Source organism: Paenibacillus sp. PK3_47, from assembly GCF_023520895.1.
Classification (GTDB): Bacteria; Bacillota; Bacilli; order Paenibacillales; family Paenibacillaceae; genus Paenibacillus_AQ.
Map to the genome: position 1 here is coordinate 1,119,301 of NZ_CP026029.1, position 22,722 is coordinate 1,142,022.

Consider the following 22,722-nt stretch of genomic DNA (forward strand, 5'->3'; position numbering starts at 1 on the left):
TCACCCGTCCCTCCATATCTCCAATCACCCGTTCCGCGCTAAAACCTCCCGCCCCCAAGAGCAGCCTGCACAGCCAACTTGTCCATTAATTTCACTTCCACCTCCCCCCGTACCGGAACTTTTCTAACATTATAGATTGGGCGGAGACGGGCTGGAAGGAGGAGAATGAAAGCTTTCCTTTCACTGCCGGACCATTCAGTAAGACACAAATTTCCACGTTTCCCATAGGCGATTGACGGCTGTTCCGGCCGACTTAAATCCTTTTTTAATTTATCGGAAAATGTTGAAGGAGCAAAATGCAGGCGGGGCCTGGCATTGCCCTTTTTCTCAAAAAATCAAGCCCTTTTGATAGGCAGTTAGTCTATTGACTTTTCAACATATGGTAGTAAAATGATTGAATGCACCTAAATGTAGTGTATATAGTAGTTAAATATATAAATCTAGCACAACATTCATTTATAGCTTGGCAAGGATAAAGAGATATATGTTATTATAGGAGGCTGGGGAACATGCTGATTGCTTATGACTCCAAAACCGGCAACGTAAGACGCTTCATCAATAAGCTGAAACTGCCGGCTGTTCAAATCGAAGAGCACATGACCATTGACGAGCCTTATGTGCTTGTTACATACACCACCGGATTTGGGCAGATTCCAGAGAAGGTGTCTTCTTTTCTAGAGAAGAACCATTCCAGGCTTAAGGGCATTGCCGCGAGCGGCAACAAAAACTGGGGTGAGCTGTACGCACACAGCGCGGATCTGATTGCAGAACGTTACAATGTGCCGGTAGTCGGCAAGTTCGAGCTGTCAGGGACTTATGGCGATGTGGAGCGCATTAAACAGGAGGTGAGCCGGGTTGCGGCATATTGAACTGAACAACATGTTAATGAAGAGAGACGAAAGCGGCTTTTTCCAGCTGGATAAGGACCAGGAAGCGGTAGCCGAGTTCATGCGGGATGTGGAGAAGCGCAGCCTGACTTTCACGAATACAAAAGCAAAAATTGATTATATGATTGCCAATGATTATTACGAGGATCTGTATGACCGTTACAGCGCAGATGAGATGGAAGATGTCTACCGGATCGCCCATGAATATGATTTCCGCTTTCCGTCTTATATGGCCGCTTCCAAGTTCTATACGGATTATGCCGTCAAAACGAATGACCGGAAGCAATATCTTGAGCATTATCCGGACCGCGTAGCTGTAGTAGCCCTGCACCTGGGACGCGGCAACGTGGAAACCGCACGTACACTGGCCCGCTCCATGATGGAACAGCGCCTGCAGCCGGCGACACCGACCTTCCTGAATGCCGGCAAGAGCCGGCGCGGCGAGATGGTCTCCTGCTTCCTGCTGGAAATGGACGACTCGCTGAACTCGATCAACTATGTACTGAACACCTGCATGCAGCTGTCCAAGATCGGCGGCGGTGTTGCAGTCAATCTGTCCAAGCTGCGCGCGCGCGGCGAGACGATCAAAGGTGTTGAGGATGCAGCCAAAGGCATTATGCCTGTTCTGAAGCTGATGGAAGACGGCTTCTCCTATGCTGACCAGATGGGTCAACGCAAGGGTTCCGGTGCGGCTTACTACAACATTTTCGGCTGGGACGTGCTTGAATTCCTCGACAGCAAAAAGATCAATGCCGACGAAAGAACACGCCTGAAGACGTTGTCCATCGGCCTGATCGTGCCTAACCGCTTCTACAAGCTGGCACAGGATAATCAGCCGCTGCATGTATTTGCTCCATATACGGTTTACCAGGCTTATGGAACACATCTGGACGACATGGATCTCGACGAAATGTATGATACCCTGCTCGCTGATCCGCGCGTGAAGAAAAAGGTGGCCATGAGCGCACGCGACATGCTGACCAAAATTGCCATGATCCAGCTCGAATCGGGCTATCCATATATTATGAACAAGAGCAATGCCAATTCTGCCCACGCCCTGAAAAATGTCGGCCAAATCAAGATGTCGAACCTGTGCACCGAGATTTTCCAGCTGCAGGAGACTTCGGAGATTAACGATTACGGCCAGGAGGACTTTATCCGCCGTGATATCAGCTGCAACCTGGCTTCCCTGAACATTGTAAATGTGATGGAGCGCGGCAAAATCCGTGAATCCGTACATGAAGGCATGCTCGCCCTTACTGCAGTCAGCGACATGACCACGATCTCCAACGCACCGGGTGTGGCCAAAGCGAACAAAGAGATGCACTCCGTCGGCCTGGGTGTAATGAACCTGCACGGTTACCTGGCCAAGAACAAGATCGCTTATGAAAGCGAGCAGGCCCGTGATTTCGCGCGTACCTTCTTCATGACGATGAACTACCACTCCATTGAAAAGAGCATGGAGATCGCTGCCGAGACCGGCGAAACGTTCTACGGCTTCGCAGAGTCGGATTATGCGACAGGGGTTTATTTTGACCGTTACCTGTCCACCGATTATCGTCCAACCACTGCCAGAGTGCAGGAGCTGTTCGCAGACATCTATGTTCCAACTCAGGAAGACTGGAAGCAGCTGCGCGATGCAGTAATGAAGAACGGGCTGTACCATGCTTACCGTCTGGCGATTGCGCCGACCGCGAGCATCTCTTATATCCAGAATGCTACATCGAGCGTAATGCCGATTGTGGAGCAGATCGAGACCCGTACCTATGCTAACTCGACCACTTACTATCCGATGCCTTATCTGCAGCCGGACAATGTGTTCTACTATAAATCCGCTTATCAGATGGACCAGTTCAAGGTGATTGACCTGATTGCGGAAATCCAGCCCCACATCGACCAAGGGATTTCGACAGTCCTGCACGTGAACAGTGATGTTTCAACCCGCGAGCTGGCCCGCTCTTATCTGTATGCGGCACATAAAGGGCTAAAGTCGCTGTATTACACCCGGACCAAAAAGCTGTCCGTCGAGGAATGCCTCACCTGCTCGATTTAAAGGGCCGTACGGCTACAGAAAGGGAGATTAGACCATTATGAGCGCAATTCAAGCCGTGAACTGGAACCGTCCCGACGACGACTTCTCGCTGATGTTCTGGAATCAGAATATTATGCAGTTCTGGACCGACGACGAAATTCCATTATCCGATGACAAAATGTCCTGGCTCACGCTGAGTGATCTGGAAAAGGACTCTTATATGAAGGTGCTGGGCGGGTTAACCCTGCTCGACACCGTGCAAGGCGGCGTAGGGATGCCGCAGATCATGGAGCATGTAGACGGCTTGCAGCGCAAGGCGGTGCTCGGCTTCATGGGGATGATGGAGCAGATTCATGCCAAGTCCTACAGCAGTATTTTTACGACACTGGCTTCGACTGAGGAAATCGACAGCATCTTCCGCTGGGTGGAGGACAATACGTTCCTGCAGTTCAAAGCACAGACCATCTCCGAGTATTACAAAAAAATTGAAACACCTAAAGATCTTTACCTGGCGATGGCAGCTTCTGTCCTGCTGGAAAGCTACCTGTTCTACAGCGGCTTCTTCTATCCGCTCTACCTGGCCGGCCAGGGCAAAATGACCTGCAGCGGCGAGATCATCGACCTGATCCTGCGTGACGAGAGCATTCACGGCGTGTATGTCGGTGTGCTTGCCCAGGAGATTTTCGAAGAGCTGTCCGAAGACGACCAGCGCGATGTCTACCAGACACTGGTTGGATTGCTGCGCCTGCTGCATGGTAACGAAGAGCAGTACACCGAACAGATCTACGCCCAAATCGGGCTTGTAGAAGAAGTGAAGGCGTTCCTGCGCTACAATGCCAACAAGGCGATGATGAACCTGGGTCATGACCCGCTGTTCGATGAGGAAGAGATCAACCCGATCGTCCAGAATGGTATCAGCACCCATACCAAGCAGCATGACTTTTTCTCCAAAAAAGGCAACGGCTACGTCCGCGCTATGAACGTCGAGCCGCTGCGTGATGAGGATTTCAGCTTCTAAATCGTAGTTAAAAAGGTGTCTCCGGCAGACTTGTGATCAAGCGGCCGGGGGCACTTTTTTAGTGTGGATAGGCAGCAGATGCAAATCAATGACTCTAAAGAAGGGAATACAATTATGGCGGATATCCGACGGTTATAACGTGCTAAGACAGCAGTAGGGTTATGGGAAAGTCAGCTCCAGGAAGAGTCGTTGAATATTTAGTTGGATTTCCTCCATCTAATCCCATTCATTTTCATCCCTTATGGATAATTAGTTGGAAATCTTCCCTATAAATTGACGGATAAGCGCCTTTGGAGATCAATCTGGTACATTTAAGTGGAGTATTTCCCACTAGTATTGCAAAAGTGGCACTTACCAGAGAATTAAATGGAGAAATTCCATCTAACTAGTTCCGCTACTCAATCGTTTCTCACAAAATGGTTGATTATTAAGTTTGCGCTATGTACGGCCGTTTCAGTTTTTCGGCCAATACAATGAAGCAGGCTTCGTTTATCCCGGTAAAATACTCTATTCAAAAACCACACTTTATCCCTTCCTTCTACTCCAGCCCACGCCTCACCGTATCCCCTCCACCCTCCTACTCCAGCTTATGCCTCACCGTTATCCCTTCCCTCCTCACCTTAATCTGAATCTCTCCATGCAGGTCAGTCCGGTACACGGACGCACCCGAATCGGTCAAACGCTCCAGCACATCCCCATTCGGATGCCCGTACATATTGTTGACCCCCGCAGAGATGACCGCGGCACCGGGGTTCCAGAAGTTCAGCCAGGCTGTGCCGGTTGAGGTTTTGCTGCCGTGGTGGGCGACCTTCAGAACATCAATGGGTAGGCCTTGGCCGATTCCGGCCTGCCGGGCATCCGCCACAATGTCTGCCTCCGCTGCCTTATCCATATCTCCCGTAAAAAGAAAGCTGCGGCCGTTCATCTCCAGCCGGAACACAACGGATTCGTGGTTCTGCTCTTCCACTTCCGGCAGTACAGGCTGGCCGGTATCCTGAGGCCCCGGCCAGAGAAAATGCAGCCGCGTAGCCTCATCGGGAGCCAGCACCATTCCCTGGTGCACGCCGTACAGCCTGACATCCGCGGCAAGTGCCGTGTCCATCAGCTTCCGGTAAGGTTCCCGGTCAGCTAATGTCCCGTTGAACAGCAGCGCCGAGACCGGAATCTCTTCCAGCACGGCCTGCAGCCCGCCTGCATGATCCTGGTCCCCGTGGGTGAGAATCACAGCATCCAGGCGGTGGATGCCCCGCTTCTTCAGGAGCGGCACTAACGTCTTGGCCCCGACCTCAAACGGGCTGCGGCGGATGCGCCACTCCTCTTTCTTCCCGAAGCTCAGCGTCCCGCCGCCATCAACCAGAATATGCGCTCCCTCCGGCGTGGTGATCAGGATGCTGTCGCCCTGCCCTACATCCAGGTAGTTGATGGTTCCCGCACCGTCCAGCTTCTCAGCGTAATAGCCTTTGTACAGCAGAAGTGCGATCCCGGCCGCGCAGAACACAGCCGCCGGCCCGCTCCAGCGCAGTGCGGCAGGCAAGGGAAACGGGCGGATACCGGGCGCTCCCGGGCTGCTTCTTCCCGGCAGCAGGCCAATGTTCCTGCCATTGCTGCCCTTCCTGCCATCCCTGCCGCTCCTGCCCCCACCGCTGCCCGGCTGCCCAAGCTCCTCCAGCGGTCTCGTCTCATCCTCCATATATTGCGGAGCGAGAATGGCCTCCGCCCGCCGCTTCATTGCGTAGAGCAAACCATAGAGCAGCACGTAATAGAGACAGATCCACAGCAGGGAAGGTGATGTCCAGATCAGCACCCCGGCTGAAAACCCGTTCACCCATTCGACCGCAGCAAATGTAGCCCGGTTCAGCAGCTCGGCAACCTCAGCAATGGCAAGCGCAGCACCGTTCCAGAAACGGCCAAGCAATAGTGCCAGTGTACCCAGCGGGAGCACCAGAAAAGTAATAAACGGGACCAGCACCAGATTAGCGGCAAAGGACAGCAGCGAGAATTGGTTGAAATAATAAACCGTCAGCGGAAAAGATACCAGCTGCGCGATCAGCGTCACCGAGACCGAACTTCCCAGCCAGCCGGGCAGACGTCTGAACAAGGCTGCAGCAAGCGGTGTATAGACCATCAGTCCCGCGGTGACCAGAAAAGACAGCTGAAAGCTGACACTGAGCAGCATATACGGGTTCCAGACCAGCATGATCAGCGCTGCCGCAGCCAGAATATTCATCCCGTCCTTCAGCAGGTGAAACCTGGCTGCAAGCAGGGCGATCATGCTCATGATGCCGGCACGTACAACGGACGGCCCCGTGCCGGACAGCAGTACATATAACGGAACCAGCAGCAGGGTCACCGTTATCGCTGTCTCCCGGGTCAGGCGGCAGCGCCTCAGGATGAACAGGATTACACCGACATACACCGCGACATGCATCCCTGAGATCGCCAGAATATGCGTAAGGCCCAGCTGTGAAAATTGCTTAAAGGTCTCCGGGTCCAGATCCTCCTGGATTCCGATGACCAGACCTTTCATATACCCGGCATGCGGCTCCTGAAATAGACGGTCCATCCCGGCACCGAGCGCAGCACGTGCGCCGTCATTCCAGCGCAGGATACGGGATGGCCGCCAGCTGGCCGGAGGTTCAGCCGTCACACTGGCCGTTCCCTCCCCTTTCAGCAGCCAGTGAATTTTCTTCGTAAGCAGATAGCTGCGGTAATCAAAGCCGCCGAAATTGCGTGCCACGGAAGGCATCTCCAGCTCTCCGTTCAGCTGCACATGGTCTCCTCTTTGCCACTGCGCAGCCACGGCAATTTCGCTTTCCGCCTGAAGCTTGACCTGGACGGCAACAAGCTCTCCGCCGGCCTCTCCATCCTGTAAAGCCTTATCCTTAGACTCCCCCTCCCTACCTGCCTTGGCGCTCTTAACTTCAGAATCAATTCCAGGCTGCTCCACTAAGCCTCCCTCAGTATTTCTAATCCTGCTGAGCTTCAGCATAAAATCAACCCGGTCTCCGTCCCGCTCTACCGGAGAAACAATGGTGCCCTCAGCTTCCACCAGACTCTCATGCAGCCCGTCTGCCGGAGAACCCAGCACATCCGGCAGACGGCTGACATTCCGGTCCTCGCTCCCTTCCCAATATAGAGCCGCTGCCGCCAGCGACATTCCAAGCACTACAGTATACTTCCAGCCCAGTCTCCCGCAGACGGCACTGATTCCGAGCAGCACCAGACAAACTGCCGAGACAATCAGCAGACCCGGGCCGGAGAACAAGCATGCCAGTGCGCTTCCCGTGATCCAGCATACCGTAAAACTTAATAGCGGCCTTCTTCTCAACAAACTTCCCCCTCACATAACCTCCTGCAGTTTAGACAGCACAAAAAACCCCCGCATTCGCAGCAGCTGCGATTACAGAGGTTCTTCCCCATCGTTCCACTATTCGGTTGTTCAAGACTATCGTTACTCCGAGACCGTGATCATAGTTTCTTTGGGCGGTTCATAATGCTCCAGCTGGCGGAAGATGATGCCCTTGGATTCCAGCATGGCTTCTACTTTCTTCATATCCTTGCGGTAAGGGCGCAGATAGACAATCTCTACGATCCCGCTGTTGGCCAGCATATTGGCGCAGGTCCAGCAGGGCTCATCTGTAACATAAACCGTGCTGCCTTCCCGGTCGCTCCGGTCGGTGAACAGCAGCAGATTCTGCTCGGCATGAATGGTGCGGATACAGCGCTGCTTCTTCACCATCGTCTCTACGCCGTCTATGATTTCCCGTTCATACTGCTCAGAGACCATACAGCCTGCTTCTGAACAGTCCGGGACCCCCATCGGCGCTCCGTTATAAGCCGTACCCAGCAGCTTCTTTCCCTGTACCAGCACAGCGCCTACATGACGGCGGGGACAGCGCGAACGGGTGGAGACCATGCAGGCAATATCCATAAAGTATGTATCCCAGTTTTTGCGGTAGGCCACAGTCATTAGCTTCTCTCCACTTTCTCATCAATAGTTGTTCATTATTGTAACACACTGCGGCCTTGTTGCAATATGAAGCAGAACAGCTTGATCATAGCTCTCCCGAAAAAGGCTGCTTCCTCAGCTCCTTTGGCCGGAGTCCGTTCTTCTTCGCCTGGGGATGCCAGAAAGAATAGGTGGCTGACAGACGCCAGGCAATACGCGGAAAGTTCGGCTGAATGAACAGCGAATCTCTGCTGCTCCGGGTGAGAATCGCGCCCGACAGCTGATCCAGCGCCCTGCCAAGATTCTTCATCGGACCTTTACCCAGCGGCACCCGGCTCAGAGAGCTGAGCATCTCCCCTGCCCCGTGCCCTACAGCCATTCCGAAGCGAAAGCCGCAGCGGCTGCACCAGTTGCGTACAATATCCGCCGCAATCGTACACTGGTGCCCTTCATAGAATCCATTGTTAATCAGCGCATATACGGTAAGATCCGGATTTCCCGGCTTCTGCTGCCGGAATTCCTCCATTTCGACCATCATCCGCAGCAAATGTGAAGGAACCGCATCAAAGTAGAGCGGAAAGGCCAGCACCAGCACATCTGCTTCGTTCAGCTCCCGGTATTGTTCAGGCTTTAGCGGCTTTACGTTAACCCGGTACGGGCTCAGCTCGTTGCCTTCGGAGATTAGCGGCTTAAGCTTTTCCAGGAGGACTCCGGAGTTGCTTGATTTTCCTTTGGGACTCCCATTAACCAGTGCTATTCTCATCACTGTACCTCCTTCAGGCTGTGAACCGAGTCATGAAAAGAAACCGAATAATCCGAAGCATCCAGATTGAGCGCATTCGCTTTGACCAGTGCCTGTGCCGTTCCGCATTCTGCCCCGGTCATGCCTTCCCCGTAAAAATGAACCGTAAACCTGAATTGCCGCTCATACCGCTGCTGATGATGTGTCTCTCCGTTTCGGGTTATGAAATAAGGCAGAATATAGGGCAGTGTCCGGTTCATCACATTGCAGACAAACGGGCTGTATCCCCCATACACATTGCGGGTGATGAGCACAAACTCCTCACACGCGGCGAGCCGTTCGCCCATGTGCGTGTAGGAATCCTTCAGCACACAGGTGCCGGGAGTGCGGACCCAGCAGCCGAAGCAGCCTACACAATGACGGATGGTCTCCTCCTCTCCAATGACTTCGTCGGTATCCCTGCTGAAGCCTTTAAGCCAAGTATTATACTCCTGCTCCGCCAGATCATGAACAATCAGTCTCATCTTTCGGTTCCTCCCGATTGAAGAATGACTTGCCATACCTCCTGCCACTTCCCTGAATAACGGATGCCGCTGCTGGATAAAAGGGAGGCCACCCCATGGACAAGCGACCAGTAGGCCATCAGCATTTTACCGTCCCGTTCGGGCGGAAGCCCCAGACTGCGGAACAGCCGGCAGCCTGTCGTCCGGAACACTGCAAATGGCGGATAGGGAGGAACATCCTCTTCCCCGTCTACCTGAATCGTAATCCCCGACTGAAAGAACAGGAACGGAAAATAAGCCGGATGCTGCTCGAAGAAAGCAATATAGGCTGTCCCCAGCTTCTCCATCGCTGACATAGGTTCATCCTGTCCGTCAACCGAGGCTTGCAGAGAAAGCGTAAACTGCTCTGTGACATGATCCGCCATCGCCTCCAGCAGCTGCTGGACATCCTTGAAATGACTGTAAGGAGCTGCGTGGCTAACCCCGCATTTGGCCGCAACCTTGCGCAGCGAAAACCCGCCCGGGCCTTCTTCGTTAATCAGTTCAATGCCGGCTTCGATCAATGTGTTCCGTAAATCACCATGATGATAGGGTTTCTGTTTCAACGATTAGTGCTCCTTTTTCCAATCTTTACACTGTAAATATATTCCTTTATCTTGACAGTGTCAAGATAAAATAGTCCCCTTTTTCCCATCAAAAAATGACCGCCGGCTCCAGCTTCTCCAGCATCTTCGGGCCAATTCCCTTTACCTCGCCCAAATCATCCAGGCTGCGAAACATTCCGTTGCTGGTTCGGTAATCTATAATGGCCTGCGCCTTTTTCTCTCCAATGCCCGGCAGCTCCATCAGCTCAGCAGCTCCGGCTGTATTCACATTGATCTTTCCTTCAGTGTCCGCAGAGACAGATGTGGTGCTGCCCGCCGCAGAGCCGGCAGAAATACCAGTGTCTGTAGTACTGCCGGACGCATCCGCAGCGGCTTCCGCCCAGCCGCTTGCTAATGTCCCGGTTCCGCCTCCCGAACTGTTCCCTGCTGCCCCTTCGGCCCCGTTATCCACAGTATGTTTCGTTCCCGCTGCTGCGGTACTGGCGGCCGCTTCGTTTTTCCCGGCAATATCTGCTCCGGCATCTGCGCTGGCTGGCAGTTCCGGGGCCCCGGCATTACTTTCCGTGCTCCCGCCTGCTGGTCCGGTCTGCCCCTGATTCCCCGCACTCTCCGCCAGCTTCCCGGTCTCTCCCTTCCCGCCGCCTTCAGCGGCATCCGTTTTTTCTCCCCTATCCTCCACACCAACAGCCTGTGCCATAGAGGCGTCCAGAGTCTCCCATCCGGCGATCCCTTTTTCCAGCTCGCGCTCTGCTGTCCACAGCACCCCTCCGCCGATCAATAGGGCAGCTGCAGCCGATAATATTGCTCTTTTATTCAGCATAATGGCCTCCTTTATACGGTTGTACTGAGTATTTATACATTTTTCTTTTATTCCGGTCCAGAATATGTCATTTGGCCAAGTGTAGACCGCATACATTTAACGAAGAGCTATCCTGCAAGCCAAAAGCAGTAAAAGAAAGGAGGTACCCCAGGATGAAGGTGGGATTTATCGGAACCGGCAGTATGGGCGGTCTGCTCATTGAAGCCTTTCTGTCGTCAGGAGCGCTTGAACCGCAGCAGGTGCTGGCCAGCAACCGCAGCCAAGGCAGGCTGCTGCGGCTCCAGCAGCGCCACCCCGGCATTATCCTGTGCGAGAGCAACAAAGAAACGGCAGCCGGGAGCGATATCGTCTTTTTATGCGTCAAACCCCTGGAGTTCAAAACGCTGACGGATGAGATCGCAGCCAGCCTGAACAGCGGCCAGATCGTCGTATCAATCACCAGTCCCGTCCAGCTGTACCATTTGGAATCGGTTCTTCCATCCAAAATCGCCAAGGTTATCCCCAGCATCACCAACAACGTCAAGAGCGGGAGCTCCCTGTGCATATTCGGCAGCAGGCTTGACAAGCAAGACAGGCTGATAGTGCAGAGGCTGCTGTCCTTCATAAGTGTTTCGGTGGAAATCCCTGAAGATCATACCCGGATATCATCGGACTTTTCCAGCTGCGGACCGGCATTCATCAGTTTTTTTGTCGAGAGATGGATTGAAGCCGCAGTAGAGGCAACCGGTATTGATGAAGCCCTCATCAGCCGGCTGGCCGGCGAGATGCTGCTGGGCACCGGCAAACTGCTTACTGAAGGCAGCTTCTCCCCACAGGAACTGCAGGAACGGGTTGCCGTACGCGGCGGCATCACTGCAGAAGCGCTGAATCATCTGCGCAGCAGTCTGGAGGGCGTATTTGAACGCCTGATCACCACGACGCATGATAAATACGACGAAGATGTTGAAAAGCTTGATTTGCTGTTTGGACGCAGCAGTCTTGCCCAAAGCCCGCTCGACCGTTAATAGTCCGCACAATGGGCAAAGCCCCCCGCAAAATATCCCCACAAAGTGCGGCTTTGCTTCGATGCGTATTCAGGCACTTTGCAAACGGCCCCAAGTAGATAAACTTTCTGCTCAGTTAACAAAAAACCCGCAGCACGGAATAATCCGTAGCTGCGGGTAGAGTTGCGTTCTTCGCTTAACCCACTACAATATTAACAAGCTTGCCCGGAACCGCAATAATCTTGCGGACGGTTTTGCCTTCTACTGCCGCTTTTACATTCGGCAGCTGGAGCGCATGCTCTTCCATCTCCTGTTTTCCCATGTCCTGAGGAATCAGCGCACGCTGTACGATTTTGCCGTTGACCTGCACGACGATTTCCACCTCGGCATCCACCGTCCAGGCTTCATCGTAAGCCGGCCAGCTTACATAGCTGATACTGCCTTCATGACCCAGCAGCTGCCACAGCTCTTCGGCAATATGCGGTGCCAGCGGCGACAGCATCTGTACAAAGTGCTCTGCAGATTCACGGGACAAGGTGTCCTGCTTGTAAGCATCGTTGATGAAGATCATCAGCTGGCTGATTGCGGTATTGAAGCGCAGGCCTTCGAAATCCTCGGTCACCTTCTTCAGCGTCTTGTGCCAGGTCCGTTTGAACTCGTCAGTGCCGCCGTCCTCGGTGATCTTGGCGCTCAGGCTGCCGTCCTCATTCACGAACAGGCGCCATACGCGGGAGAGGAAGCGGTGAATCCCTTCCACACCTTTTTCATTCCAAGGCTTGGTGGCTTCCAGCGGCCCCATGAACATTTCATAGACACGCAGTGTATCCGCGCCGTAGGCTTCTACAATTTCATCCGGGTTGATGACATTGCCGCGCGATTTACTCATCTTCTCATTGTTGTTCCCCAGGATCATGCCCTGGTTCACCAGCTTATGGAAAGGCTCCTTCGTATCCACTACACCGATATCATACAGCACCTTGTGCCAGAAGCGGGCGTACAGCAGGTGAAGCACCGCATGTTCGGCTCCGCCGATGTACAGGTCAACCGGCAGCCATTCCTTTTGCTTCTCCGGCGAACACAGCTCCTTGTCGTTGTGCGGATCGATATAACGCAGATAGTACCAGCAGCTGCCGGCCCATTGCGGCATGGTATTGGTCTCGCGGCGGGCTTTCATGCCGGTCTCGGGATCAACCGTTTCGACCCATTCCGTAACATTCGCCAGCGGAGACTCACCAGTGCCCGAAGGCTTGATCGCATCAACATCCGGCAGTACCAGCGGAAGTTGATCGACAGGAACAGTCTTCATTGTGCCGTCCTCCAGATGGAGAATCGGAATCGGCTCGCCCCAGTAACGCTGGCGGCTGAACAGCCAGTCGCGCAGGCGGTAGGTTACTTTGCCTTGACCGCTGCCCTGCTCTTCCAGCCAGGATATCATCTTCGCGATCGCTTCCTTGTTCTCCAGGCCGTTCAGGAAGTCCGAGTTCACATGCGGGCCGTCGCCGCTGTAAGCCTCTTCTTCCACATTACCGCCCTGGACCACTTCAATGATGTCCAGTCCGAACTGCTTGGCGAATTCCCAGTCACGGCTGTCATGGCCCGGAACAGCCATAATGGCTCCTGTGCCGTATCCGGCCAGTACATAATCGGCAATCCAGATTGGCACCTTCGCGCCGTTCACCGGATTAACTGCATAAGCGCCTGTGAACACGCCGCTTTTCTCCTTGGCCAGATCTGTACGCTCCAGATCGCTCTTGCGGGCTGCCTTCTCACGGTATTCCGCAACAGCTGCCGCCTGGGCTTCCGTAGTAATCGTGTCGACCAGCTTATGCTCCGGCGCCAGCACGCAGTAGCTTGCACCGAACAAGGTATCCGGACGGGTCGTAAATACGGTCAGGGATGCATCATGGCCGTCGATTGCGAAGTTGACTTCCGCACCGGTCGATTTGCCGATCCAGTTGCGCTGCATATCCTTGATGCTCTCTTCCCAGTCCAGTTCATCCAGATCCTCAAGCAGGCGTTCCGCGTATTCGGTAATCTTCAGAATCCACTGGCGCATCGGTTTGCGGACAACGGGATGTCCGCCGCGCTCACTTTTGCCGTCAATAACCTCTTCGTTCGCCAGAACCGTTCCCAATGCTTCACACCAGTTGACCGATACTTCAGCTACATAAGCCAGGCCGCGGTTGTACAGCTGGATAAAAATCCACTGTGTCCATTTATAATAATCCGGATCTGTTGTGCTGATCTCGCGGTCCCAGTCATACGAGAAGCCGAGCGATTTGATCTGGCGGCGGAAATTATCAATGTTCTTGAAGGTAATATCCCGCGGATGCTGGCCGGTATCCATGGCATACTGCTCCGCCGGCAAACCGAATGCATCCCAGCCCATCGGGTGCAGCACGTTATAGCCGCGCATGCGCTTGTAGCGGGAGACGATATCAGTCGCCGTGTATCCTTCCGGGTGGCCTACATGCAGACCGGCGCCTGACGGATACGGAAACATATCCAGGGCATAAAATTTAGGCTTATCTGCTTCTTCACCTGTCTTGAACGTCTTGTTCTCATCCCAGAACTTCTGCCATTTCGGCTCAATACTCTGGGCACGGTAGCCGGTTCCGGCTGCTGTGCCTGTTTTGTGTTCACTCATTTGTCTGCTCCTCCTTGGAGTGTTGCAATTAAAGTACAAAAAACCCCCCATCCCTAGCGTATAATCGCTAGGGACGAGAGGTTATAATTCCCGTGGTACCACCCTAGTTAGCGGCTGAACAGGCCTTGCTCAGCCACTCACTTTGACACCCTGTAACGGGGGTGAGACGACGACGGTTCACACGCTTCATTCCGTTACACCAACCTTACGGAAAATGCGGCTTGCGCCGTTACTCCGAGGTGAGTTCATTCCGCTCCGTTAACCGGCTTGCACCTGGGTGCCGGCTCTCTGCAATAACGTCCCGCGAATTAATACTCCTCTTCATCGACAGCTATTCATAGTTTTAATCGTAATATTACACAGTATTATATACATTTTTGTTGACTGTAGTCAATGCTTTTGCTGCCTATACAGGCTTGCGCCGGATATAATAGGTCAGAATGTGCTGAATCATTACTTTTCCGGCCGCAAAGACCGGCACAGCCAGAATCAGCCCGATCATCCCCGCCACTTCACCGCCGACCAGCAAGGCAAAAATAATCAGCAGCGGATGCAGATGAAGCTTCCTGCCTACCACCTGCGGCGATATGATGTTGCTCTCAATCATCTGGCACAGTGTATTGACCGCTGCTACCATCAGCACCAGCCGCAGTGAAACTGTCGAGGCCATTACCACCGCCGGAGCCGCGCCGAGGAACGGACCCATATACGGAACGATGTTAAACACCGCTACCACGGAAGCGAACAGCAGCGCATAAGGCATCCCTATAAGCGCGTAGCCGATATAAGCGAGCACCCCGATGATCAGACAGACCAGAAACTGGCCGCGGATATAATTGCCGAGCGCCTCATCAATATCCTTGAGCAGTTTTACTATGGATTTGCGGCGTGAGCGGGGCAGGCAGGAAACCACGGTCCGCTCGAACACTGCGAAATCCTTCAGGATATAGAACACGAGAAAAGGCACGATAAACGCATTGAACAGCATGCCTATCGTTGTCCCGATATGGTCCAGGAAATAGGAGATTCCTTCGGCCAGACGGTTTTCCAGCTGTAAAAACCATTTATTCATCCCCATCCCGACACCGGGCGGCATGAGTTTTGTGTTCATATTCTTCATCAGCCCTTGCGCCTGCAATGTCATTTCCGGCAAATGCTCGTTCAGCTCCTCAAGCTGCTTAAGGAACATCGGGATGAGATTGATGGCAATGACCGCAAGCAGCGTCAGAAACACAGTATAAATAAGCAGTACGGCAACACTGCGCGGCATCTTCCTGCCGGCCAGCATACTGACCACCGGATTCAGCACATAGGAAATAATCAGAGCGGCCAGGAACGGCGCAAGAATTGCTTTTAAAAATGTAAAAACTCCCTGCAGCATCGGACGAAGCAGCCAGACAAAATATAAAATGATCAGGGCAAGCAGCACTCCGATCATCCAGCGGAACCCTTTACTGTGGAACCATTGCTCCATGGGTGCACCCCCTTATACACATCAGCTTCAATCACCGGCCATGTTTCATGTCTTCGTAAGTAAGTATGTGTATGCGTGCCGCAAAATAACCGCCCTGATTGAAGACAACAAAAAAAGCGCCAAAAACCCTCAGTACAATCATGCACTGAAAGGTATTTGACGCTTATAATCAACAATATGTACCCGCTGCCTATTGGAGGAGCGAGAATTCCAAGTTAAGAGGATGCATGGATTTGGGGGAAATCCTGAGCAATCTCTTCACCCGAGAACAGATCGTCAAGCGAACTAAGCGTGCCGTCTTCTTCAACCTGATACACCGACATTTTCTCGCCATTGACCGTCAGTTCGATGAAACAGCCCCAGCAATAGAACTGGTGTGAGCCGATCTTGCCGATATCCTTGGAGTTGCAGTTTGGACACTTCATAAAAACATTCCACCTATCCGTTAACAATATTAATGGCTTTTTGCAGCCGTTCTTCGCTCATCGCAGGAACCAATACGGCGTCCTCCCCGATTGTCATCCCTTCAGAACAAGGCAGCCATTTGCGGCCCTCCATCAAATCAGTTACAAGCCCGTCACTGATTTCCAGCGCTACTATTGTATTTCCCAACTTCTGGTCAAAATAAACATCGGATATGACTCCGAGTATTGTTCCGGATGCAGTCAGTACCTGCAAATCCTTCAGTTTGTTCTTTCCCAAAAGAAAAGTATATGGTATATGGTCAGTGTCAGCCTTAATAATCGACTCTTTACTGCGAATCATGACAGCATCTTCGCCATAAGCGACAATGTCTTCCCATGCCACAACTTTCACATGACTGGAGAAAAAAGATTTGCTTTCCAGTTCAATACCCGTAATCTTCCAATTTGAATCCAGCAGAACATCGACAATTTTGCCGACCTCTTTACCTTCTTCAACCTCATATAAAGTGAGGCCAATCATATCTTGAAGTTTCATGGCTGTTATCTCCTCACCTGAGAGTCATTACGAGTTCATGATGGTCATAATGCGCAAACAAAAAAACGGAATCAAGACTTGTAAGAACACCGACATAAAGCCCGCTCGATATGTAACCGAATCTTCATTGTCAGCGATTCTTAGAAGACCAGGATGTCTGCCCGTGAAGTATAGCTCTCTGATCTTGCGTGAAACGCCTCATCTTACTTACGCAGCCGTTTCAAAATGGTTTCAACTTTTTGGGCAACATGCTCCATTTCTTCATTAGTATTACCCAAACCTGTGCTAAAACGAATCGCCGAATTCAAAACTTCTTCGGGCAGCTTCATGGCTTTCAAAACATGGGAGATTTCAAGCGATCCCGAGGTGCAGGCTGAACCGCTGGCAGCGGCAATTCTCTCCATATCCAGGTTCATCAGCATCACATCCGTCTGTGTTCCGGGAAAGCTGACGTTAAGGATTCCGGGCACAAAATACTCTCTGCTGCCGTTGATGACATAACGCCCGCTCCCGATCCGGCGGTCCAGCTGTTCAAGCAGCGTACGGCGCAGCATCATGGCCTTCTCCTGCCGCCCGGCAAGCCCCTCTACAGCAAGCTGTACCGCTTTGGCAAAACCGGCTGCTCCCGCCAAGCTCTCCGTTCCCGCTCTTCTGCCCCGCTCCTGCAGCCCGCCGTGCTGTCTGGATGAGAGCGGTGCACCGCGCCGTACATACAGGCCGCCAATTCCCTGCGGACCGTTAATTTTGTGGGCGGTAAAGCTCATGTAATCCACCGGCAGCTCCCGCAGGTTCATTGGCAGCATTCCCAGCACCTGTACGGCATCGACATGGAACAGAATCCCCCGTTCCCGCGCCAGGTTCCCGATCTCTTCTATAGGCTGTACCGTACCTACTTCATTATTCGCATACATCACACTTATTAATACTGTATCCTGCTGCAGGGCGGCTTCAACATCATGAACAGACACCCGTCCTGTGGAATCTACCGGCAGATAAGTCACCGTAAACCCCTGCTTCTCCAGCTCTTTGCAGGTGTGCAGCACCGCATGATGTTCAATTGCCGTGGTGATGATATGTTTGCCTTGATGCACAGAAGCTTCCGCTGCACCAAACAGCGCCAGATTATCACTCTCTGTGCCTCCGCTCGTGAACACCCACTCATCAGGCGCACAGCCCAAAAAGCCCGCGATAGTATCGCGCGCGCCATTCACAATTTTTTTGGCGGAACGTCCGAACGTATGTACACTGGACGCATTGCCGTACTCTTCTAACAGCATATGATATACGACCTTGGCCACCTCCGGATGAACCGGGGTTGAGGCGGCGTGATCCAAATAGATGGGCTTCATCATTGTATTCTCCGCTTCTTGAAATTCAGGATTTTCTTACAGGACTACTAGATTATACAGCTCTGCTGTGTGATTTACCACCTGTCAAATAACACATTATTGTAACATATTGTATTCATTTTATCCTTATTTGTAATTCTTCAGTCTGGAGGCAGCACTCTTTTCGCTATCTTTGAATGTTTCCTATATAATCGTAAGTAGACCGAGCATAGCATGAGGTTAACCTACATGTAAACCATGGTTTACTTTTATATAGAAGATATTTAGGAGGTAAACAGAGAATGTGCGGAAGGTATACTATAACTGTAACTATAGAAGAGCTGATGCTGCGGTATTTTATCGATGACAGTACTATGGACCGCTATGCGCCTAAATTCAACGCTGCACCGATGCAGTATATTCCGGCTGTCATCCATAACGGCAGACATAACAAGCTTGGAGAACTCCGCTGGGGACTTGTCCCTTCCTGGGCCAAAGACGATAAAATCGGAAGCAAAATGATTAATGCACGCGCAGAGTCCCTGCTCGAGAAACCCTCTTTCAAAAATCTGGTCGGCTCGCGGCGCTGCATTATTCCGGCAGACGGTTTCTATGAATGGAAAGTGCAGGGCGCAGCCAAACAGCCGATGCGGATTACACTGAAGGACAAGGAGCTATTTTCACTGGCAGGTCTCTATGAGATCTGGACAGATGCGGAGGGCAATAGGCTGAGTACATGCACCATTATAACCACTTCCCCCAACACGCTGATGGCTGATATTCACGACCGTATGCCTGTCATTCTGGACCCGGAAGCAGAGGCCGAGTGGCTCGACCGCAGCAATCATGATGTTCCTTCTTTAATGAAGCTTCTTCGTCCTTATGATTCCAGAAAAATGCGGGCTTATCCGGTATCGGCCGAGGTCGGCAATGTCCGTAATGACTATGAGGAGCTTATTAGAGAGGCTTGACTATCATGAGAGAAAGGCGGGGCTGTTATGATCTCTTTTCTGCTGACCCTGAAACGTTTGTTTACAGGCCTATGGAGAGCGCTGAAGCGTAAAAACTTCCAGGCATTGTTCGTATTGGTGCTGATGACACTTTTGTCCGGAACTGTTTTTTATACGAAGCAGGAGGGGCTTCCGGTCCTTGATGCCCTGTATTTCTGTGTTACCACGCTCAGCACCTTGGGCCATCCGACCTTTGAACCGCAGACCGCTCTCGGTAAAATATTCACGATGGTGTACATTATCGCCGGTACAGGATTGTTCCTCGGAATGATCGGATATATCGCCTATGAGCTGATCAAGCAGGCCGGCAAAGAGAAAGAATAAGATTGCCGGACAAACAAAATCCTCCAGCCTGCAGGCTGGAGGACACATGCCGAAGCTCAGGAAGAACTTACACTTACAGCAAAATGGTTTTGGAGATAATCACGAGCAGAATAAACAAAACCAGAATTGCACCCGTAGAAGTCCATACTCCTCCGCCATAACCGCCGCCGTAGCCTGCTACATTTTCACCCATAAGGTCATTCCTCCTTGAAGTAGAATACACCTTAAATTATGCAGAAAATCGTTGTGCGCTTGGGCGTTTGAGCAGATACTCAAATATCTTATCAGCTATTACACACGGATCATATGCCTTTTCTTTCTCTTCTTGTCGCTTATCCGTTTGTCTCATCATATATATGGCATGAGACACGCTGACATTAGGAGGAATACAGTTGCCAAGAATATCTGTAATTATGCCTGTCTACAATAATGCTGTGTATTTACAGGAAGCTGTGAACAGCATTTTGTGGCAAACGTTAAATGACCTGGAATTAATCATTATTGATGACGGTTCCACTGACGGGTCGACAGGAATCATTCACGAAATAAGAGACGCCAGGGTGAAAAAGATTTTTCATGCCAACAACACGGGTATAGTCACTTCACTTAATCAGGGGATGGATCTGGCCCAAGGTGAGTACATCGCCCGGATGGACAGTGATGACGTGGCTGCTCTGAACCGTTTTGAAGTGCAGGCTTATTTCATGGATCAAAATCCCCATATAGATCTCTGCGGTACGGGGTATACAACAAACTATCTGGGACCTGTCAAAATCAATCCGATGCATCACGAAGAAATCAAGGTCTGGCTGTTGTTTCACAGCTGCATACTCCACCCTTCTGTAATGATGCGGCGGAGTTCTATAGACCGTCTCGGGGTCCGCTATGATTATAATTATCCGCATGCAGAAGATTATGAACTGTGGAACAGACTCGCCACATGTGCCCAATTCGCAAATATCCCCCATAATTTAATGTACTATCGTCCACATGAGGGACAAGTATCCAATAAGCACCGGGTAATACAGGACGATTCGGCACGAAGAATCCGTCAAAGACAACTTTCCCAACTGGGCATTCAATTATCTGATGAGGAATATGGTCTATTGGTTAAGTTAGCTGAATACGCCGTTAATCCGGAAGATCCTGAAAATTATCACAAAGCAGCAGGGTTTGCAGAATGGCTGATTGATCAAAACCGTTTGTACCGCATCTACGACCAGCAGCTCTTAAGGATGGCTCTATCCAGATGTATTTCAAGAGTTCCATACTAATCTGCTTTGAGAGCAAGGATAATAACCCGTCAGGCTTTGCCTGGCGGGTTATTATATATTATTTAACCAATCGATATCCCGGAAAATGTCGCAGGCCCTGTAACACTCGCTGTGTTGAGCAAAACGTTGAGACTGTTATTAGCCACTCCCAAGGAATAAGCATGATACCCGGGCGGAACGTTCCGGTCCAGAAATGAAAGGGATATCGGCTGTATAGCCAGAACTGAAAGACCGCTTGAGCCTACATTATAGATGGGTTGACCATCCCGGTATAACGTAAACACTACGCTTGGAACCCCCAAAGTCGTCTGGAAACCGACGTTTGCATTTAACTGCACACTTCCGCCTGTAACCGTAGCCAGTCCAAACTCTGCCAGAATTAAATTTTGGGCCGGCGTCAGAATAGGAATAGAAATGGTCTGGCTTCCCGTAGACGCTGTACTGCTTCCAATATCAATGATCGTTGCCATTCAATCTGCCTCCTCTTTGTTTTATACTGATAGAGTATGCTGAGAGAAAGGCAATGGATTGGAGACAAACCTATATTGACCAGGTTTTAGCTGTGGCTTGTTTATTTTCTGATTACTTTGGTGAAGATACGGTATATATTTTTTAGGCCGTTTTAAATATAATACTGCGCCTAAGAATGGAGGTTAACATGAGCCACAGCACGACTAGTCTAAAAATCGAATCTGTCATCAAAGAAATTTTTGCCGCCAGTTTTGGAGATAAGCCGGAGGATGTTCATGTCATTCTGGAGAACCGCTGCCTTATTATCCGACTGGAAAGATTCATGGGAAAGATTATGGAAAATCTGGTCGTCACGAAAGATAACGATGCGCTGCGATCAACAAGCGAACTTATTATGGACTATTTACTGCCTGACTTTATGAAGGAACTAAAAACATTTTCAGATATAGAGTTTGATAGTTTTTATTACGACTGGGATGATAATAATTTATCAGGGGTTATTGTGGGTCTTATAAAGGATAATAACTACCGACTTAATGAAGACTACTACCCCGGTAAAGATGAGGTTCACTTTCAAATATCTAAAATTACATACGAAGTTGAAAAGGTGCCGGACTCCACTTTCTCTTTTTGGGCAGATAACAATACGCTGGTAGTCGTCCGGGAAGGTTTGTTAATTGAAATTGAAAAATACCTGGTAAAACTCGATGGAGAAGGTGCTTTGCGGAAAGCAAAAAGAGCATTAGAAAAGACACGGATCATCGAAGAAGGTAATATTCCGATAATACTAGGGCGCCGGCTTGTCGGCATTTATCTGGATTGGATGTTCGAAATGGACAAAAGTGTCATCGTATATGTTTTTGAGGAAAAGTAAGGGCAGCAGGTTAGATCCATAAGGGCGGGCCTGTTCGAAAAGAAGGAGAACATAGAGGAGTCCTCCCCAATTTATTGAGGAGGACGGGTTAAAAAGAATTCGTTCGAAACAGTGAAGCTCCTGTTAAATATAAAACATATAATTATCCGCCAAGCTCTCTTCTTTAAAATTAATCAGGTCGGATAATGTCGTGGAATCCAGGACATCGGCGATGCTGTCGCGGATGCGCAGCCAGAGATCGCGCTTGGCCGGATCATCTTCTTCGGTAAAGTCGACCGGGGAAATCGGGCCTTCCAGCACGCGGATGATATCACCGGCGGTAATTGTAGCCGCTTCACGCGAGAGGATATAGCCCCCGTAGGCTCCGCGGATACTTTTTACAAGTCCGGCGTTGCGCAGCGGAGCAATAAGCTGTTCCAGATAATGCTCGGACAGGCCGTTTTTCTCGGCGATGCTTTTAAGTGAGGTTGGACCTTCACCAAATTTCATGGCAAGCTCCATCATAATGGTTAATCCGTAACGTCCTTTTGTCGATATTTTCAAAGGGGCACCTCTTTCGGTTTAGTTGCTGGGCTATAGGAATTAGTATGGGCTGGTAAGACATAAGATATATCATATCAACGTATTCCGATGTTTGCTCTCAGTTTATGTTATCATATCCTAGGAGACATTTGGAGAAGAAAACGTAATTTTTTGCAAGAATGTTCGTCTGCGGTGGACAAAATGTAAATTTGCCGCTATATCGGCAACATTTTTCCGTGCTCATAGCAGGTTTAGGGTAGACAGGTATGTTATAATACAGAATGAGCCGGGTGTTCAGT

The 22,722-nt window shown here is 51.1% G+C and carries 22 protein-coding genes; 8 read left to right on the top strand and 14 right to left on the bottom strand.

Going from position 1 to position 22,722, the window contains the following annotated elements:
• Positions 1-509 precede the first annotated feature (509 nt).
• The 3 genes from nrdI to nrdF are packed head-to-tail and all read left to right on the top strand — an operon-like array spanning position 510 to position 3,937.
• A complete protein-coding gene (gene nrdI, locus C2I18_RS05135; RefSeq protein WP_249900205.1) occupies positions 510-869 on the top strand; it encodes a class Ib ribonucleoside-diphosphate reductase assembly flavoprotein NrdI in 360 nt (119 codons plus the stop codon).
• Complete coding sequence (nrdE, locus tag C2I18_RS05140) at positions 856-2,940, top strand: class 1b ribonucleoside-diphosphate reductase subunit alpha (RefSeq protein ID WP_249900206.1); 2,085 nt, start codon at positions 856-858, stop codon at positions 2,938-2,940. The genes nrdI and nrdE overlap by 14 nt, the downstream gene beginning before the upstream one ends.
• A 37-nt stretch (positions 2,941-2,977) precedes the next feature.
• On the top strand, positions 2,978-3,937 hold the full coding sequence (gene nrdF, locus C2I18_RS05145) for a class 1b ribonucleoside-diphosphate reductase subunit beta (RefSeq protein ID WP_249900207.1): 960 nt from the start codon (positions 2,978-2,980) through the stop codon (positions 3,935-3,937).
• 577 nt (positions 3,938-4,514) lie between these two features.
• Here the strand turns inward: nrdF and C2I18_RS05150 are convergent.
• From C2I18_RS05150 to C2I18_RS05175, 6 genes are all read right to left on the bottom strand, one after another.
• Positions 4,515-7,265, bottom strand: a complete 2,751-nt coding sequence (locus C2I18_RS05150) for a ComEC/Rec2 family competence protein (protein WP_249900208.1) — start codon at positions 7,263-7,265, stop codon at positions 4,515-4,517.
• Between the two features lie 123 nt (positions 7,266-7,388).
• Positions 7,389-7,907, bottom strand: a complete 519-nt coding sequence (locus C2I18_RS05155; protein WP_249900209.1) for a deoxycytidylate deaminase — start codon at positions 7,905-7,907, stop codon at positions 7,389-7,391.
• An 85-nt stretch (positions 7,908-7,992) separates the two neighbouring features.
• Positions 7,993-8,649, bottom strand: coding sequence for an NAD(P)H-dependent oxidoreductase (locus C2I18_RS05160; protein WP_249900210.1), 657 nt, complete (start codon positions 8,647-8,649; stop codon positions 7,993-7,995).
• The gene (locus tag C2I18_RS05165; RefSeq protein ID WP_249900211.1) at positions 8,649-9,152 is read right to left on the bottom strand and encodes a flavodoxin family protein; all 504 of its coding nucleotides are present in this window, start codon (positions 9,150-9,152) and stop codon (positions 8,649-8,651) included. Before C2I18_RS05165 ends, C2I18_RS05160 begins: the two co-directional genes overlap by 1 nt.
• Entirely contained in the window at positions 9,149-9,736 is a 588-nt protein-coding gene (locus C2I18_RS05170) for a TetR/AcrR family transcriptional regulator (protein WP_249900212.1), read from the bottom strand. The genes C2I18_RS05165 and C2I18_RS05170 overlap by 4 nt, the downstream gene beginning before the upstream one ends.
• A gap of 88 nt (positions 9,737-9,824) precedes the next feature.
• Entirely contained in the window at positions 9,825-10,556 is a 732-nt protein-coding gene (locus tag C2I18_RS05175) for a ComEA family DNA-binding protein (RefSeq protein WP_249900213.1), read from the bottom strand.
• Positions 10,557-10,708: 152 nt separating this feature from the next.
• Between C2I18_RS05175 and comER the strand changes: the two genes are divergently transcribed.
• Positions 10,709-11,560, top strand: a complete 852-nt coding sequence (gene comER, locus C2I18_RS05180; RefSeq protein ID WP_249900214.1) for a late competence protein ComER — start codon at positions 10,709-10,711, stop codon at positions 11,558-11,560.
• A gap of 175 nt (positions 11,561-11,735) precedes the next feature.
• Here the strand turns inward: comER and leuS are convergent, their stop codons facing one another.
• From leuS to C2I18_RS05205, 5 genes are all read right to left on the bottom strand, one after another.
• A complete protein-coding gene (gene leuS / locus C2I18_RS05185; protein ID WP_249900215.1) occupies positions 11,736-14,186 on the bottom strand; it encodes a leucine--tRNA ligase in 2,451 nt (816 codons plus the stop codon).
• A 406-nt stretch (positions 14,187-14,592) separates the two neighbouring features.
• On the bottom strand, positions 14,593-15,660 hold the full coding sequence (locus C2I18_RS05190) for an AI-2E family transporter (RefSeq protein ID WP_249900216.1): 1,068 nt from the start codon (positions 15,658-15,660) through the stop codon (positions 14,593-14,595).
• A gap of 215 nt (positions 15,661-15,875) precedes the next feature.
• Positions 15,876-16,085 (bottom strand): hypothetical protein, encoded by a 210-nt coding sequence (locus tag C2I18_RS05195; RefSeq protein ID WP_042179559.1) that lies wholly within the window; start codon positions 16,083-16,085, stop codon positions 15,876-15,878.
• Positions 16,086-16,098: 13 nt separating this feature from the next.
• A complete protein-coding gene (locus C2I18_RS05200; protein ID WP_249900217.1) occupies positions 16,099-16,620 on the bottom strand; it encodes a PRC-barrel domain-containing protein in 522 nt (173 codons plus the stop codon).
• Between the two features lie 203 nt (positions 16,621-16,823).
• The gene (locus C2I18_RS05205; RefSeq protein ID WP_249902010.1) at positions 16,824-17,969 is read right to left on the bottom strand and encodes a cysteine desulfurase family protein; all 1,146 of its coding nucleotides are present in this window, start codon (positions 17,967-17,969) and stop codon (positions 16,824-16,826) included.
• A gap of 281 nt (positions 17,970-18,250) precedes the next feature.
• On the opposite strand from C2I18_RS05205, the gene C2I18_RS05210 reads away from it, so the two are divergent.
• Both C2I18_RS05210 and C2I18_RS05215 read left to right on the top strand, forming a co-directional pair.
• A complete protein-coding gene (locus C2I18_RS05210; protein WP_249900218.1) occupies positions 18,251-18,919 on the top strand; it encodes an SOS response-associated peptidase in 669 nt (222 codons plus the stop codon).
• Between the two features lie 27 nt (positions 18,920-18,946).
• Positions 18,947-19,282, top strand: a complete 336-nt coding sequence (locus tag C2I18_RS05215; RefSeq protein WP_249900219.1) for a potassium channel family protein — start codon at positions 18,947-18,949, stop codon at positions 19,280-19,282.
• Between the two features lie 73 nt (positions 19,283-19,355).
• On the opposite strand, the gene C2I18_RS05220 is transcribed toward C2I18_RS05215, so the two are convergent.
• Positions 19,356-19,475: a sporulation protein YjcZ gene (locus tag C2I18_RS05220; protein WP_249900220.1), complete on the bottom strand. Its 120-nt coding sequence runs from the start codon at positions 19,473-19,475 to the stop codon at positions 19,356-19,358.
• Positions 19,476-19,674: 199 nt separating this feature from the next.
• Here C2I18_RS05220 and C2I18_RS05225 point away from each other — a divergent pair, with 199 nt between their 5' ends.
• A complete protein-coding gene (locus C2I18_RS05225) occupies positions 19,675-20,556 on the top strand; it encodes a glycosyltransferase family 2 protein (protein WP_249900221.1) in 882 nt (293 codons plus the stop codon).
• A gap of 62 nt (positions 20,557-20,618) precedes the next feature.
• Here C2I18_RS05225 and C2I18_RS05230 read toward each other — a convergent pair whose 3' ends face one another.
• The gene (locus C2I18_RS05230; protein ID WP_249900222.1) at positions 20,619-21,026 is read right to left on the bottom strand and encodes a hypothetical protein; all 408 of its coding nucleotides are present in this window, start codon (positions 21,024-21,026) and stop codon (positions 20,619-20,621) included.
• A 188-nt stretch (positions 21,027-21,214) separates the two neighbouring features.
• Between C2I18_RS05230 and C2I18_RS05235 the strand changes: the two genes are divergently transcribed.
• The gene (locus C2I18_RS05235) at positions 21,215-21,901 is read left to right on the top strand and encodes a Na-translocating system protein MpsC family protein (RefSeq protein ID WP_249900223.1); all 687 of its coding nucleotides are present in this window, start codon (positions 21,215-21,217) and stop codon (positions 21,899-21,901) included.
• 123 nt (positions 21,902-22,024) lie between these two features.
• Here the strand turns inward: C2I18_RS05235 and cymR are convergent, their stop codons facing one another.
• Complete coding sequence (cymR, locus tag C2I18_RS05240) at positions 22,025-22,444, bottom strand: cysteine metabolism transcriptional regulator CymR (protein ID WP_249900224.1); 420 nt, start codon at positions 22,442-22,444, stop codon at positions 22,025-22,027.
• Positions 22,445-22,722: the final 278 nt, after the last annotated feature.